Raw genomic sequence first — 13,697 nt, 5'->3', positions numbered from 1 at the left:
GTGTGACGACCTTTCAACCCAGCCAGGGCAGCATCGGGCGGACCCAGCCGGAGGCGAGCAGGGCGGTGAGCACGAGAGTGGCGGTGGCGGCCAGCGCTTCGGGCCAGCGCCTGGGCAGCATGCCGGTCCGTGCCGCGCGCGGGGGCAGCAGCCGCCGCAGCGCGCCGGGGCGGGCCGGGGCGGCCGCGCTCCCGGTACCCGGGCGGAGCTCGCCGACCAGGTCGCGGATCAGCGGGAGACCGATCTGGCACTGCACGGCCAGGTAGAGGCCGAGGCCCCAGTTGGGCTCCCAGCCGTTGCGGGCCACCGCCAGGGCGAGGCCCGCGGCGGCCGCGCCGACGGAGGCGCAGAGCCAGCCGAGCGAGACCAGGACCACCCGGCGGGCCAGCCCGCCCGGCTTCGCCCGGCCGGCGCCGGTGGGCACCCAGGCCGCGCTGCGACCGCGCAGGGTGTGCCAGAAGGCGGCGCCGGCGGCCACGCTCATCAGCACGTTGGAGCGGACCACCTCGATCCGCCAGCGGGTCCGGCTGATCCTGGGCAGCAGGACGTGCCAGAGCCAGAGCGGCGCGAGCAGCGGCAGGACGTGCCAGGGCCGGATCTGGTCCGGGTACCAGAACATCATCACCAGCGGCGGCAGCGGAGCCACGAAGAGGTTCACCGCGGCGGCCAGGTAGCCGACGATGCCCTCGTAGAAGCAGAGCCGCATCCGCCAGGGCGCCCGGATCTGCTTGAGGACGGGCGAGCCGAGCAGGTGCAGGTTGCCCATCGCCCAGCGGTACTGCTGGTTGACGAAGGAGGCGAGGTTGTCGGGCGAGGTGCCCTTGGCGACCAGGACCGGGACGTAGAGCGTCCGGTAGCCCTTCTCGTACAGGCCGAGGCCGGTGAAGAGGTCCTCGCTGTGGTCGAGCCGGGCGAAGCCGCCGGCCGCGTCGATCGCCGCACGCCGGTACACCGCGTTGCTGCCGCAGCAGATCGCCGCGTCGCTGGCGTCCCGGGACGGCTGGATCCAGCGGAAGAACCACTCCTGCGCCGAACCGGCGGCGCGCTGGATCCAGCCCATCGACTCATCGGTGTCGAAGCACTGCGGGCTCTGCACGATGCCGATCCGGGCGTCGGCGAAGTACGGCACCAGGTGCCGCAGGAAGTCCGGCCGGGGCGCGAAGTCGGCGTCCAGGATGGCGATGTACTCGGCACGGCTCAGGGTGAGCGCGTGGTTGAGGTTGCCCGCCTTCTTGAGGTGCCCCCGGTCGGGGCGCACCACGTACGCGTAGCCGTGCGCGGCCGCCAGGGCGGCGACCTCGGCGCGGTCGGCGTCGTCGAGCACCCAGACGGTCAGCGCGCCCGGCCAGTCGAGCGCCCGGACCGCCCGGTAGGCGTTCTCCAGGACGTCGAGCGGCTCGCCGCAGGTCGGCAGGTAGAGGTCGACGGTCGGCAGCTCACCGGGGTTCCAGGCGTGCACCAGGACCTCGTGCGACTGCCTGGTCAGCCGCCGCTGGCGGAGGCTGTTGACCGAGGAGAGCCCGAGCGCGACCACGTTGAGCGCGAGGACGGCGAGGAAGCCCCAGAGGGCCGGGGTGCGCAGCGAGAAGGTGAACATGGTCGCCGCGGTGAAGACGAAGGCCAGCGAGGTGAGAACCAGCACCCAGCGGCGCTGTGGTCCGAAGTACCAGTACAGCTCCTGATCGGAAGGAGGTTGAGGAAGATGTTGGACAGTCATGAGGCCCCCACAGCCGCGTTTCTGACAGCTCCACGGCCACAGTACCGTATTGGTATAGACCATTTTCCCGGTCGTCCGTGACCTGGGACACCCTCCGGCCGGCCCCGCGCCCACCCCTTGATCATTCGAACGTCCCGGCCGGGGCGCGGCGGGAAGCAGCAGGTCACGGCGGGGTTAACAGTCGTCCAACATCCACGGGGGTCCGCGCGCCCCGCACCCGTCGGCGCCGCGCCGCCCGCGCCGTCCGCGGCGCCCCGCCGTCCACTCCACCGCGCCCACTCCACTCCACCCGCTCCACTGCGCCCACTCCCCCGGACGGACGGACGTGCCACCCGTTCGGCGCAGCCCGGATCGTGCCGGGGCCCCGGTGTTCACAGACTCGGAGGCGGGGGTGGACTCAACCGGAGAGGCATCCTCATGAGCATCGGGCTTCGCCGCGTCGTCGCGGTGGCCGCAGTGGTGACGGTCGGAATGGGCCTGGCGTCGTGCGGCAGCGCCAAGCAGTCGACCGGAACCACGTCCTCGGGCAGTGCGAGCGCGAGCGCGGGAGGGGCGGTCAAGATCGGACTGCTGCTCCCGGAGACCAAGACGACCCGGTACGAGCAGTTCGACCGCCCGCTGATCGAGCAGAAGATCAAGGAACTGGCGCCGAACGCGCAGATCGACTACTACAACGCCAACGAGAACGCGACCACCCAGCAGACCCAGGTGGACACCGCGCTGACCAAGGGCGACACGGTCCTGATCCTGGACGCGGTGGACTCCAAGTCGATCCAGTCCTCCGTCCAGAAGGCGCACGACGCGGGCGTGAAGGTGATCGCGTACGACCGCCTGGCGCAGGGGCCGGTCGACTCGTACGTGTCGTTCGACAACAAGAAGGTCGGCGAACTGCAGGGGCAGGCCCTGGTGGCGGCCGTCGGCGACAAGGCGAACTCCGGGTCGATCATCATGATCAACGGTTCGCCCACCGACCCCAACGCGGCCGACTTCAAGGCGGGCGCGCACAGCGCGATCGACGGGAAGCTCAAGATCGGCAAGGAGTACGACACGCCGAACTGGGACCCGAACAACGCCAACCAGGAGGCCTCCGCGGCGATCACCGCGATCGGCGCGCCGAACGTCGTCGGGGTCTACTCGGCCAACGACGGCATGGCCGCCGGTATCGCGACCGCGCTGAAGGCGGCCGGCCTCAGCGTGCCGCTGACCGGCCAGGACGCCCAGCTGGACGCGGTGCAGCGAATCCTCGTGAACTCCCAGACGATGTCGATCTACAAGCCGTTCAAGCCGGAGACCGACGCGGCCGCGCGGATGGCGGTGGCCTTCGCCCAGGGCGCGTCCCCCGAGGCCTCGCTGGTGCCCGTCACGGTGACCAACGGCAGCGGCAACAAGGTGCCGGCCGACCTGATCACCCCGGTGGTGCTGGTCAAGGACAACATCAAGAGCACGGTGGTCGCCGACGGCCTCTACACCGTCGCGCAGATCTGCACGCCCGACTACGCCGCCGCCTGCACCGCCGCCGGCCTCACCTAGCCGCCGGGCCCGGGGTCGCCGGCGCCGTCCGCGGCCCGGCACCCGCGGGACCCGGCCGCCCCTCACCGCCGAAGGCCGCTCGCAGCCGTAGGCACCCCGAAGCCGAACACGCCCCGCCTTCTCCCCGAAGGCGGGGCAAGGGAGTTGGTCACTGTGGCAGGTGAGACCGTACTGGCCCTGCGCGGGGTCTCCAAACGGTTCGGCGCCGTCCAGGCGCTCACCGACATCGAGCTGGAGGTGCGCACCGGCGAGGTGGTCGCGCTGGTCGGCGACAACGGCGCCGGCAAGTCCACCCTGGTCAAGGCGATCGCCGGGGTGCACCAGCCGGACGAGGGCGTCATCGAGTGGCAGGGCCACCCGGTGTCCATCCACCGCCCCCAGGACGCCCAGCACCTGGGGGTGGCCACCGTCTACCAGGACCTCGCGCTCTGCGACAACCTCGACGTGGTCGGGAACCTCTTCCTGGGCCGCGAGATCAAGCGCTTCACCGTCCTCGACGAGGTCGAGATGGAGAAGCGCTCGCGCGAGCTGCTGGACACCCTCTCCATCCGCATCCCCAGCGTGCGGATCCCGATCGCCTCGCTCTCCGGCGGTCAGCGCCAGGTGGTGGCGATCGCCCGCGCGCTGATCGGGTCGCCCAAGGTCGTGATGCTGGACGAGCCGACCGCCGCCCTCGGCGTCGAGCAGACCGCCCAGGTCCTGGACCTGGTCGAACGGCTGCGCGACCGGGGCCTCGGCGTGATCCTGATCAGCCACAACATGGCGGACGTGATGGCGGTCGCGGACACCGTCGCGGTCCTGCGCCTCGGCCGCAACAACGGCGTCTTCGACCGGCGCGCCACCAACCAGGAACAGATCATCTCGGCCATCACCGGTGCCACGGACAACGCGGTGACCCGCCGACAGGCCCGCGGCACGGAGGGCTCCCAGTGACCGACAACATCCCGGGCGGCGACGAAGGCCGCCACCACCACCCCCTGCCCGAGGACAGCATGCCCAAGGGCGGCGTCAACGCCACCGTCCCGGTGGCGGCGTCCGCGACCCCGGCCGTGGACCCGCGGCTGATCGTGCGCCAGGAGGGCCTCAAGGGCTACCTGGGCGAGTTCCGCCGGCGGCTGAGCAGCGGCGAACTCGGCTCGCTGCCCGTCGTCCTGGCGCTGGTCGTGATCTGGGCCGTCTTCGGCAGCCTGGACAGCACCTTCCTCTCCGCCCAGAACCTCTCCAACCTGTCCCAGCAGATCGTCGGCACCGGCATGATCGCCATCGGCGTGGTCTTCGTGCTGCTGCTCGGCGAGATCGACCTCTCGGTGGGCTCGGTCAGCGGCCTGTGCGCGGCGATCTACGCCGTCCTCGACGTCACCCACGGGGTCAACCAGTGGGTGGCGCTGTTCTCCGCCGTCCTCGGCGGCGCGGTCGTCGGCCTGATCCAGGGCGTCTTCTTCGCCAAGGTCGGCGTACCGGCCTTCGTCGTCACCCTCGCGGGCAACCTCGGCTGGAACGGCGCCATGCTGCAGATCCTCGGCGCCAGCGGCACCGTCAACCTCCCCGGCACGGACATCGTCTCCCGCCTCTACAGCACGATCTACAGCCAGCAGCTCGCCGCCTACGGCGCCGCCGCCGCCGGCGTGCTGCTCTTCGTCGCCGCCTCGCTGTACGACACCAGGCGGCGACGGGCGGCCGGCGTGCCCTACCGGCCGGTGGCCGACCTGGTGCTGCGGACGACGGCGCTGGCCGTCGTCGCCTTCCTCGCCGCGTACACCCTCAACCAGTACAAGGGGCTGCCGCTCGCCCTGCTGATCTTCCTGATCTTCATCGTGGTGCTGGACTTCGTCCTGCGCCGCACCACCTACGGACGCCAGATCTTCGCGCTCGGCGGCAACATCGAGGGCGCGCGCCGCGCCGGTATCAACATCTCGTGGATCCGGATCAGCGTATTCATCATCTGCTCCACCATGGCGGGCATCGGCGGCCTCTTCCTGGCCGCCCAGATCCAGTCCGCCAGCCAGACCTCCGGCGGCGGCAACCTCCTGATGAACGCCATCGCGGCCGCCGTCATCGGCGGCACCAGCCTCTTCGGCGGCCGTGGCAAGACCTGGTCGGCCCTGCTCGGCGCGCTGGTGATCGGCTCGATCCAGTCCGGCATGAACATCGAGGGTCTGAGCAACGCCATCCAGTTCATGATCACCGGTGCCGTGCTGCTGGCCGCGGTGGTCGTCGACTCCCTCGCCCGCCGCACCCAGAAGGCCGCCGGCCGCGCCTGACCGCCGGACGGCCCGCCCTCACGACGGCGGAGGCCCGCTCCACCGAGGTGGAGCGGGCCTCCGTGCCGCGTGTGCGGGCGCCCGGCCGCGAGGCCTTCGGGCCGGGGTCGGCGCACCGGGCTCAGAGCGCCGGGGCCGGGAAGGTCGGGTACTCCACGCCGGAGACGTACTGGACGACCCGGATGACCTGGCACGAGTAGCCGAACTCGTTGTCGTACCACAGGTAGAGGATCGCGTTGTCGCCGTCGACCATGGTGGGGCCGGCGTCCACGATCGAGGCGTGGCGCGAACCGATGAAGTCGCTCGACACCGCGTCGGGGGCGGTGACGAAGTCGATCTGGCGCTTCAGCGGCGAGGTCAGCGACACCTCCCGGAGGTAGTCGAGGACCTCCTCACGGGTGGTCTCGCGGCCGAGACGCAGGCTGAGGATCGCGATCGAGACGTCCGGCACCGGCACCCGGATGGAGCTGCCGGTGATCTTCGCGTCGAGGTCGGGCAGCGCCTTCGCGACGGCGGAGGCGGCACCGGTCTCGGTGATGACCATGTTCAGCGGCGCCGAACGGCCCCGGCGGTCCGAGCTGTGGTAGTTGTCCAGCAGGTTCTGGTCGTTGGTGAACGAGTGGACGGTCTCCACGTGGCCGCGCAGCACGCCGTACTCGTCCGCCATCGCCTTCAGCGGCGGGACGATCGCGTTGGTGGTGCAGGAGGCGCAGGACAGGATCTGCTCGTCCGGCTTGATCATGTCGTGGTTCACACCGTGCACGATGTTCGGGACGTCGCCCTTGCCCGGCGCGGTCAGCACGACCTTCTCGATCCCGGGGCGCAGGTGCTTCGACAGCCCCTCGCGGTCGCGCCACCGGCCGGTGTTGTCGATCAGGATGGCGTCCTTGATCCCGTACTCGGTGTAGTCCACCTTCGTCGGGTCGTCGGAGTAGATCACCGTGATCGCGTGACCATTGGCGATGATCGTGTTGTTCGCCTCGTCGACGGTGATCGTGCCGTTGAACTGGCCGTGGATCGAGTCGCGCCGCAGCAGCGAGGCGCGCTTCACCAGGTCGTCGCCCGCACCCTTGCGGACGACGATGGCACGCAGCCGCAGGCCGTTGCCCGAGCCGGCCTTCTCGATGAGCAGCCGGGCCAGGAGCCGGCCGATCCGGCCGAACCCGTACAGCACGACATCCCGCGACCCGCGGCGCTCCAGCTTGTTCGCACCCGTGGCGCCGGCCACCGCCTCCGCGGTGAACTCCGCCACCGACAGACCGCGGTCATCGGCCTTGTACGTCGCGGCGAGCATGCCGATGTCGATCTGGGAGGGGCCGAGATCCAGCGCGGTGAGCGCGTGCAGGAACGGCAGCGTCTCGGTGACCGAGAGCTCCGCACCGGCTATCTGGCGGGCGAACCGGTGAGTCTTCAGAATGCTGACCACCGACTTGTTCACCAGGGAACGGCTGTGCAGCAGAACGGTGACGTCCCGCTCCCGGTGCAGCCTCCCGATGATCGGGATCATCGACTCCGCGATCTCCTCGCGGTTCATCCAGTTAGTGAACACGTCTTCGTTGACAGTCACAGGTCCATCTTTCGAGCTAGGCGAATGCCTCCATGCTAGCTTTGAGCCACTTTGGCCTCTCAGCCGGACCCACCCGAGCAGGGATTTCCCCCCACGGCGGCCCGGTGGGGCCGCGCGGCCGCCGCCCGCGCACAGCTCCCGAGCTACCCGAGGCCGGGCATCGCCTGATGGATCTCCGTGATGGTCACCGTGGCGTCGAAGCCGAGCACCGGGTCCGGCCGGCCGGACAGCAGGCTCTCGTAGAGGGGCCGGTAGTGCGCGACCTTCCGCGGCGTCCGCCCGTCATTGCCGTAGGTGGCGATCAGGTCGCGGCCCCGGGCCGCGAACCCGGTCATGGCCGTGTGGTCGATCCAGATCTCCACGCCCGAGTCCCCGAGGACGAGACTGCTCTCCTTGCTGCTGGAGCCGGTGAGCCAGCTGCTGCGCAACCGCGCCGTCCCGACCACGCCCCGCGACCGGTACTCGGCGGTGCACCAGGCACTCGCACCGTCGTCCGCCTGCTGCGCGGAGCCGAGCGCCCCGAGGTCGACGAATCGGGTGAGCATGCTGAGCTGGTTCACCCCCGAGTCCGTCCAACTGGAGGTGTACGAGGCGAAGGCCTCGGCACCCTTGAGCACGTACGGGTCGTAGAACGCCGAGGTGATACCCGTCACCGGCCCCCACTCGGGATGTCCGACGATCAGCTCCGCTGCCCAGTCCACCTCCGGCGAGAACGCGAAGTGGTGCGCCGTGAACAGCCGGCCCCGCAGGTCGACGGACTCCTCCAGTGCCCGCAGCCCGGCCAGCGAGGCGAGATCATGGACAAGGGGTTTCTCGACGAGCACCCGGGCCGCGGACCGGACGAGGGCCTGACCGGCCAGCTCCGCGTGCGTCTCGGTCGGCGTGGCCAGCACGACGAGGTCGGGCCGGTGCTCTTCGAGGGCGTCCGCGAGGGCGGCGTAGTGCGGCGGTCTGACTCCCCTGAAGGAGGGAGGCCCCTCCGGACGGGGATCGACGGTGAATTCCAGTGACACCTCGTCCCATTCGGCCAGCACCGCGAGGTGGGTCCGCGCGATGGTGCCCAGCCCGACCAGCCCCACACGTACAGCGTCAGTCATGAACCCGTGCTCTCCTCGTCCGTTTCGGCCGACGGCCCACGGCGGCAGCCGTCACCGGCCCGCCACCACGTCGGCCCAGCGCCCGAGCGCCGCCACCGGCCCGTCCACCCAGTCGACCACGGGGCCGTCCTCCGCCGCGGTCGCGGGACCGTCGATCCAGCAGCTCACGATGGGAACCCAGTAGATGTTGCCCCCCGAGGTACGCGTGCGCTGGTCGAGCGCAGCTCGTGTGCGACAGGCCTCGGCCCGGTCGCCGGCGAGTGCCCCGAGGAGGATCTCGGCCACGTCCGCCAGAGTATGGCCGCCCCGGTAGGCGATCCTGTCGGCCAACTGCCGGGTGTCACCGACCGCTGCCCGCGCTGCTCCGGAGGAGCCGGCCATCGCATGGGCCACTGCCTCGGCAGACCTGATCTTGACCAGCTCCACGGGGTTGGGCACCAGGTCCAGGAGCTCCCGGGCCCGGGCTGCGGCCTCGGCGACGGTGGTCATGTCCCCGGACCAGCACGCCGTCTGGGCGAGGTTGGCCAGTGCTTTCGCCTCGGCTGCGGCCAGCCCCTCGGACCGGGCCAGGGCGATGGCGTCACGATAGGTGGCGGCCGCCTCGCCGAAGCGGGCATTGACCCGCCAGATGTGTCCCAGCAGCCGGAGCCGTTCGCCCTCGTCCTCCGGCCTCCGGCTCTGCTGCCCGCGCAGTGAAGCGAGTGCCGTCGCGAACCGGCCGTTGAGGTAGTCGTAGTCGCAGAGCCAGTACCGGGCCGCCGCGTCGAACTCACCTCCCAGGAGGCCCTGGTAGATCGCCGAGGCCTGCGTGTACTCGCCGTGGTTGCGGAGGGCGTGTGCGAGGTGGACCCGCACCAGCTGCGCCGTCAGGCTCCCGGACCGCGCCACCGCGGCGGCGTCGCTCAGTACCGCGACCGCCTCCTCCACCTTTCCGGCACGACGCAGCCGGACTCCCTGTATGGCGGCCCGGATCGACTGGTACTCAGGCCCTTCCGCCGGGGCGGTGATGAGCCCGGCGCCGAGTTCGGTCCACTGGCCCGCCTCGACGAGCCGCTGCGTGGCCCGGGCCATCCAGTCGTCGAAGACCCCGTGTTCGGCGGCCAGCTTGAGCCCCGATTCGAGAGCCTGAGCAGTCGCGACGCGCCCGCTGGAGGCTCCCACGCGCTCCCCCAGCCAGGTCAGCAGCCGGACGGCGGCCTCCCGGCGGTCCCGGTCGGACCAGCCGTCCGGCAGCGTCCGGTCCGCCTCGCCGATGGCCTGGCGCAGCGCCGTGTGCAGGGCGTACGGCCGCTCGTAGGCGTCGTCGTGGGTCAGGAACGGTCGCCGCAGGAAACGGGCCACGGATCCGTCCGGGACTCCGGGCCGGCCGGCCCGAAGCAACTCCGCGCCGACCCGGTCGATGAGCGCCGCCGTGCGGACCAGGTCGCGCTCGTCACGTGGGAGGTCCCTGATCGACCGGGTAGCGACGGCCGTGAACGACCCGCCGAAGTCCGTGACCGCCGGCTGCCCACCACGCGCCAGGAGCTCGGCGAAGTGCGACACCGAGAGGTCCAGGTACAGGGGAAGTCCCTGTCCCCCGGCGATGATGCGGTCCCGGATCGCCGCCGACATCGCGGGCCGGCCGTCCCGGGTGAGCGCCTCGCTGAGGTAGCTGTCGGCGTCGGAATCCGAGAGGTAGCCCACGAGGTGCTGCCTCGGCTCGATCGTGTCGTTGCTGAAGTGCAGATTGGGCCAGCACTGGAGTCCGGTGAAGTCCAGCTCACTGCCCGCACCGGTGTCAGCCCAGTCGATCCGGTTCCGTCCGGTGATCACGAACAGCACATTGGGCATTAGATAGACACAGCGTTGCACGAACCGTTCCAGTGCGCGGTCCGTCCGGCCGTTGACCACCTCGAAGGTGTCGAGGAACACGCACACGGTCGGCCGCCCGGCCCGGCGGCCGCGTCGGGGCTGCTGTTCGATGTCCCAGGCCAGCAGGTAGGGGAAGTACGACAAGGTCTCGTAGTCGGCGTCCGCTTCCACGAGTTCGGCGAACAGCTCGCAGTCGGACAGCAGGCGTCCTTCGCGCACACGGTCCCGGATCGCACGGTAGGTGGCCAGCGCCGCCCGGTGGGCGAGCCCTGCCAGACCCCCCAGACCGGCCGGGTCCACCTGCCGCACGCTCTCCGCGATCTGGTCACCGAGGCCGATGCTCCGGGCCGCACGCCGGAGCGCGGGCGACGCGTCCAGGAACTCCTGCAGCGCCTCCCCGGGGTGGGCACGGGCCCAGTAGGAGGCCGGTGCCAGGTCGAAGGCCGGCCAGTGGTCCCCCAGCCGGCCCAGGCCGGCCCGCAGGCTCAGCAGCAGGTTCTCGATGTCGCAGGCGCCGTCCTCGGACACGTCGAGGCGCACGGCGACCACGTCGTCGCGGTCGCCGGCCGCCGCGTCGGCGAGGAGGCGCCGCTCCAGCTCGTGGGAGAGCGTCGTCTTTCCTATCCCGCCCACGCCGTAGAACGTCAGGACATTGCGACGCGCCTGGGCACGGTCCACGACCGGCGAGACCTCGGCCTGGTCCAGCACCCGGTGCAGCTCGACCAGGGACCGTTCGAACGCCGCGACCTCGTCCACCCGGTTGATGAAGACCTGTTGCGCTGTGACGGTCGACTCCAGGCCGTTCATGAACGCCGCCCGCAGGTTCACTCGTGCCATCCGGCCTCCTCCTCCTTCGTCCCGGGAGTATCTCGCCCGGCGTGGGGTGGGAGAAACACCGGACTGAGATCCTGACAGGATCAGACGGACCGTCACAAGGGGCGCCTGGTGGCCTTCAGGCGCCCGGCCCAGGAGCCGGCAGCCGGAGGTCGTCGCCGGCCTTCGGTCGACCGCGGGGCGGTACGACCGTCAGCTGGGCCGGGGCTCGGTGGTCAGGGTGGTGGTGAAGACGGGCCGGCCCTGTTGGGTGGCGTCGACGCGGGTGCGGGGGCGGCCCTCGGCGTCGGGGGGCTCGGGGGCGACGGTGAGCAGGCAGGGCTGGTCGAACTCGACGTAGCGCAGGAAGGTGCTGTCGAAGCCGACCGGGACCGTCGGGTACGGCAGCGCGGCCCGGGTCGCCTGGACGACGGCCTCCAGCAGCACCATGCCGGGCACGTGGTCGTGCGGGTGGTCGAAGAGGACCCGGTGGCCGGTGTCGGTGCGCAGTTGCCACCGGCCCGGCGAGCCCGTCGGCGAGATGACCACGTCCCGCGGGTGCAGGCGGCCCACCAGGGCGGCGGGGGCCGGCGGGGTCAGGGGGAGCGCCCGGGCGAAGGCCTGGCGCGCGTCGGCGGAGCGGCCGCGCAGTCGCTCGTACAGGGCCGGCGGGTGGCTGGTGTAGTGCAGTTCGGCGGTCCCCAGGTGGCGTCCGGCGCGCCGGGCCTCGACCTGGGAGACGACGTGGGCGGAGCCGAGCCGCCGGCGGACGACCGAGCTGTGCGTGATGGCCAGATCGATGTCGGCCGGGCCGGACGTGGTCGACAGCTCGTCGGAGTTGACGGAGGTTCGGATACGCTCCAGACCGAAGCGGTACCCGAGCGGGACGCCGTGGACGGCATGGCTCAGCACGGAGAGCGCCTGGCGCGCGCTCTCGACGAACAGCAGGGGGCTGTAGCGGCCGCCCTCGGCGTAGAAGGGGTGGTCGTGCGGCCACCGCACCGTGACCCACTGGGTGGCGCCGGAGACGTCGCCCCAGTCGGTGACGAGTGCTTCGCCGGCCACGGACTTGCCGACCAGTGCCGGTATCTCCGGCGGCCCCTCCGGCCGGGTGGTGGCTGAGTGCTGAACGATCGTTGGACGCGACTCCATGTGAGCCGTCTCCCCCCGGAGTCAGTGTGGCGGAGGACGGGAGCGGTGCAATCGTCCCCCCAGCCTATAAAATGAAGAATACTCTTCTTTATCAAGCAACATGAGGTGTAGTCGCATGGTGGGACGCCCAGTGAAGCAGGAGCGGGCCGAGCGGACGCGGGCCGCCCTCATCCAGGCCGCCGCGAAGCTCTTCGGAGAGCAGGGCTTCTCCGGGACCAGCGTCGTGAAGATCGCCGACGAGGCGGGCATGACGCTGGGCGCGGTGTACTTCCACTTCCGGAACAAGAGCGAGCTGGCCCGGGAGATCGTCTTCCGGCAGCCCGAGTGGGTGGTGACCCCGCGCCCCTCGGAGGGCCTGCAGCGCGTCGTCGACGTGTCGCTCACCTGGGCCTGCCAGCTGCTCGACAACCCCATCCTTCAAGCGGGAGCCCGACTGGTCTGGGAGCAGGAGCAGTTCAACTCCCCGGACGAGAACTCCCACCGCCAGTGGGCCGAGATCATCCTGGAGGACCTCCTCGTCGCCCAGCGCCGGCGGGAGCTGCGGGCCGGCACCGACATCCAGGCCCTCTCCCGGCTGGTGGTGTACGCGTGTACCGGCGCCCAGATGCACTCGTTCATCGAGACCAGGCGCGCCGATCTCCCGGAGCGCGTCGTGGAGTTCTGGCAGCTCCTGCTGCCGGCCGTGGCGACGCCGAGCACCGCCAAGCGGATCGAGCTCTCGTCGTGCCGGGGACGCCCGGAGTAGCGCCCCGACGGTTCCGCCCGCCGCGCCGGTCTGTTTCCCGGATCGTCGACCGACCCGACTGGTGCGCCCCCCAGTGGGTCCGGACAATGATCCACATCCGAGTTCGACCACACCGAGGACCGGTTCGCGGGCTGTCGGCGCCGCGGACAGGGGGGCGAAGCGCATGGAGCACGGCCAGGGGCTGTTGCGGGACAAGACCGTCATGATCACCGGAGCGTCCAGCGGGATAGGCGCGGCCGCCGCCCGGCTGTTCGCCGCCGAGGGCGCGGCCGTCGTACTGGTGGCCCGGCGCAAGGAGTTGCTCGACCTCCTCGCCGACGAGATCCGCGCCGCGGGCGGGCGGGTCGAGGTGGCGCCGGGGGACGTCACGGCCACGACGGACGTCGAACGGGCCGTCCACACCGCCGTGGAGGCCTTCGGCGGCCTCAACGGCGCTTTCAACAACGCCGGTTGGGGAGCGATCGGATCAGAACTGCACGAAACGGACGACGCGGTCTACGACCGGATCATGGACGTCAACGTGCGCGGTGTGTGGAACTGCCTGAAGCACCAGGTGCCGGTGATGCTGCGGCAGGAGTCGGGCGGGTCGATCGTCAACACCGCCAGTACCGCCAGCCTGTTCGCCACCGGCGCGGTCTCCCCCTACGTGGCCGCCAAGCACGCCGTGCTCGGTCTGACCCGGGCCGCGGCGGCCGAGTACGGGGGGCGCGGCATCAGGGTCAACGCCCTCGTGGTCGGGACGACCCGCACCGAGCTGATCGAGGACGCCATCCGGCAGGTACCGCAGCTGGAGCAGCTCGCGGTGGCCAGGTCCATCCAGCCCCGCCTCGCCGAACCGGTCGAGGTGGCGCGCGCGGCGGCCTGGCTGCTGAGCGACCAGGCCTCGTTCGTGACCGGTGGTGCCGTCCCCGTAGACGGCGGCTGCAGCGCCGTCTGACGGGGGCGGCGAGGCCGGGGCCGGCCC

Annotated in this window: 10 protein-coding genes; 5 read left to right on the top strand and 5 right to left on the bottom strand. The window is 71.1% G+C overall.

Annotation, left to right across the window (positions count from 1 at the left end):
• Nucleotides 1-13: 13 nt before the first annotated feature.
• Nucleotides 14-1,717, bottom strand: a complete 1,704-nt coding sequence (locus tag ACIQTO_RS20680; RefSeq protein ID WP_402389828.1) for a glycosyltransferase family 2 protein — start codon at nucleotides 1,715-1,717, stop codon at nucleotides 14-16.
• A gap of 417 nt (nucleotides 1,718-2,134) precedes the next feature.
• On the opposite strand from ACIQTO_RS20680, the gene ACIQTO_RS20675 reads away from it, so the two are divergent.
• The 3 genes from ACIQTO_RS20675 to ACIQTO_RS20665 all read left to right on the top strand — a co-directional run bounded on the left by ACIQTO_RS20675 (nucleotide 2,135) and on the right by ACIQTO_RS20665 (nucleotide 5,508).
• On the top strand, nucleotides 2,135-3,247 hold the full coding sequence (locus ACIQTO_RS20675) for a substrate-binding domain-containing protein (RefSeq protein WP_402389825.1): 1,113 nt from the start codon (nucleotides 2,135-2,137) through the stop codon (nucleotides 3,245-3,247).
• A gap of 153 nt (nucleotides 3,248-3,400) precedes the next feature.
• On the top strand, nucleotides 3,401-4,180 hold the full coding sequence (locus tag ACIQTO_RS20670; RefSeq protein WP_402389823.1) for an ATP-binding cassette domain-containing protein: 780 nt from the start codon (nucleotides 3,401-3,403) through the stop codon (nucleotides 4,178-4,180).
• A gap of 59 nt (nucleotides 4,181-4,239) precedes the next feature.
• The gene (locus ACIQTO_RS20665) at nucleotides 4,240-5,508 is read left to right on the top strand and encodes a sugar ABC transporter permease (RefSeq protein WP_402390234.1); all 1,269 of its coding nucleotides are present in this window, start codon (nucleotides 4,240-4,242) and stop codon (nucleotides 5,506-5,508) included.
• A gap of 121 nt (nucleotides 5,509-5,629) precedes the next feature.
• Here ACIQTO_RS20665 and ACIQTO_RS20660 read toward each other — a convergent pair whose 3' ends face one another.
• The 4 genes from ACIQTO_RS20660 to ACIQTO_RS20645 form a co-directional block, all read right to left on the bottom strand.
• The gene (locus ACIQTO_RS20660) at nucleotides 5,630-7,075 is read right to left on the bottom strand and encodes a glyceraldehyde-3-phosphate dehydrogenase (protein ID WP_402389821.1); all 1,446 of its coding nucleotides are present in this window, start codon (nucleotides 7,073-7,075) and stop codon (nucleotides 5,630-5,632) included.
• 143 nt (nucleotides 7,076-7,218) lie between these two features.
• Complete coding sequence (locus ACIQTO_RS20655; RefSeq protein ID WP_402389819.1) at nucleotides 7,219-8,172, bottom strand: Gfo/Idh/MocA family protein; 954 nt, start codon at nucleotides 8,170-8,172, stop codon at nucleotides 7,219-7,221.
• A gap of 51 nt (nucleotides 8,173-8,223) precedes the next feature.
• Nucleotides 8,224-10,860, bottom strand: coding sequence for a hypothetical protein (locus ACIQTO_RS20650; RefSeq protein ID WP_402389817.1), 2,637 nt, complete (start codon nucleotides 10,858-10,860; stop codon nucleotides 8,224-8,226).
• Nucleotides 10,861-11,049: 189 nt separating this feature from the next.
• The gene (locus ACIQTO_RS20645; RefSeq protein WP_402389815.1) at nucleotides 11,050-11,988 is read right to left on the bottom strand and encodes a ScbA/BarX family gamma-butyrolactone biosynthesis protein; all 939 of its coding nucleotides are present in this window, start codon (nucleotides 11,986-11,988) and stop codon (nucleotides 11,050-11,052) included.
• A 115-nt stretch (nucleotides 11,989-12,103) separates the two neighbouring features.
• Between ACIQTO_RS20645 and ACIQTO_RS20640 the strand changes: the two genes are divergently transcribed.
• Both ACIQTO_RS20640 and ACIQTO_RS20635 read left to right on the top strand, forming a co-directional pair.
• Nucleotides 12,104-12,733 carry a ScbR family autoregulator-binding transcription factor gene (locus ACIQTO_RS20640; protein WP_402389814.1) on the top strand — a complete coding sequence of 210 codons (630 nt, stop codon included), beginning with the start codon at nucleotides 12,104-12,106 and terminating at the stop codon, nucleotides 12,731-12,733.
• 202 nt (nucleotides 12,734-12,935) lie between these two features.
• A complete protein-coding gene (locus ACIQTO_RS20635) occupies nucleotides 12,936-13,670 on the top strand; it encodes an SDR family NAD(P)-dependent oxidoreductase (RefSeq protein ID WP_402390231.1) in 735 nt (244 codons plus the stop codon).
• The last annotated feature ends 27 nt before the right edge of the window (nucleotides 13,671-13,697 follow it).

Origin of the sequence: Kitasatospora sp. NPDC091207, assembly GCF_044768625.1 — a bacterium.
GTDB lineage: Bacteria > Actinomycetota > Actinomycetes > Streptomycetales > Streptomycetaceae > Kitasatospora.
This window is presented reverse-complemented; position numbering and strand designations above follow the sequence as displayed.

Excerpts from the sequence above, each read along its gene's own strand:
- ACIQTO_RS20680 (WP_402389828.1), bottom strand. The coding sequence starts at position 1,717 with ATGACTGTCCAACATCTTCCTCAACCTCCTTCCGATCAGGAGCTGTAC.
- ACIQTO_RS20675 (WP_402389825.1), top strand. The coding sequence starts at position 2,135 with ATGAGCATCGGGCTTCGCCGCGTCGTCGCGGTGGCCGCAGTGGTGACG.
- ACIQTO_RS20665 (WP_402390234.1), top strand. The coding sequence starts at position 4,240 with ATGCCCAAGGGCGGCGTCAACGCCACCGTCCCGGTGGCGGCGTCCGCG.
- ACIQTO_RS20655 (WP_402389819.1), bottom strand. The coding sequence starts at position 8,172 with ATGACTGACGCTGTACGTGTGGGGCTGGTCGGGCTGGGCACCATCGCG.
- ACIQTO_RS20650 (WP_402389817.1), bottom strand. The coding sequence starts at position 10,860 with ATGGCACGAGTGAACCTGCGGGCGGCGTTCATGAACGGCCTGGAGTCG.
- ACIQTO_RS20645 (WP_402389815.1), bottom strand. The coding sequence starts at position 11,988 with ATGGAGTCGCGTCCAACGATCGTTCAGCACTCAGCCACCACCCGGCCG.
- ACIQTO_RS20640 (WP_402389814.1), top strand. The coding sequence starts at position 12,104 with ATGGTGGGACGCCCAGTGAAGCAGGAGCGGGCCGAGCGGACGCGGGCC.
- ACIQTO_RS20635 (WP_402390231.1), top strand. The coding sequence starts at position 12,936 with ATGATCACCGGAGCGTCCAGCGGGATAGGCGCGGCCGCCGCCCGGCTG.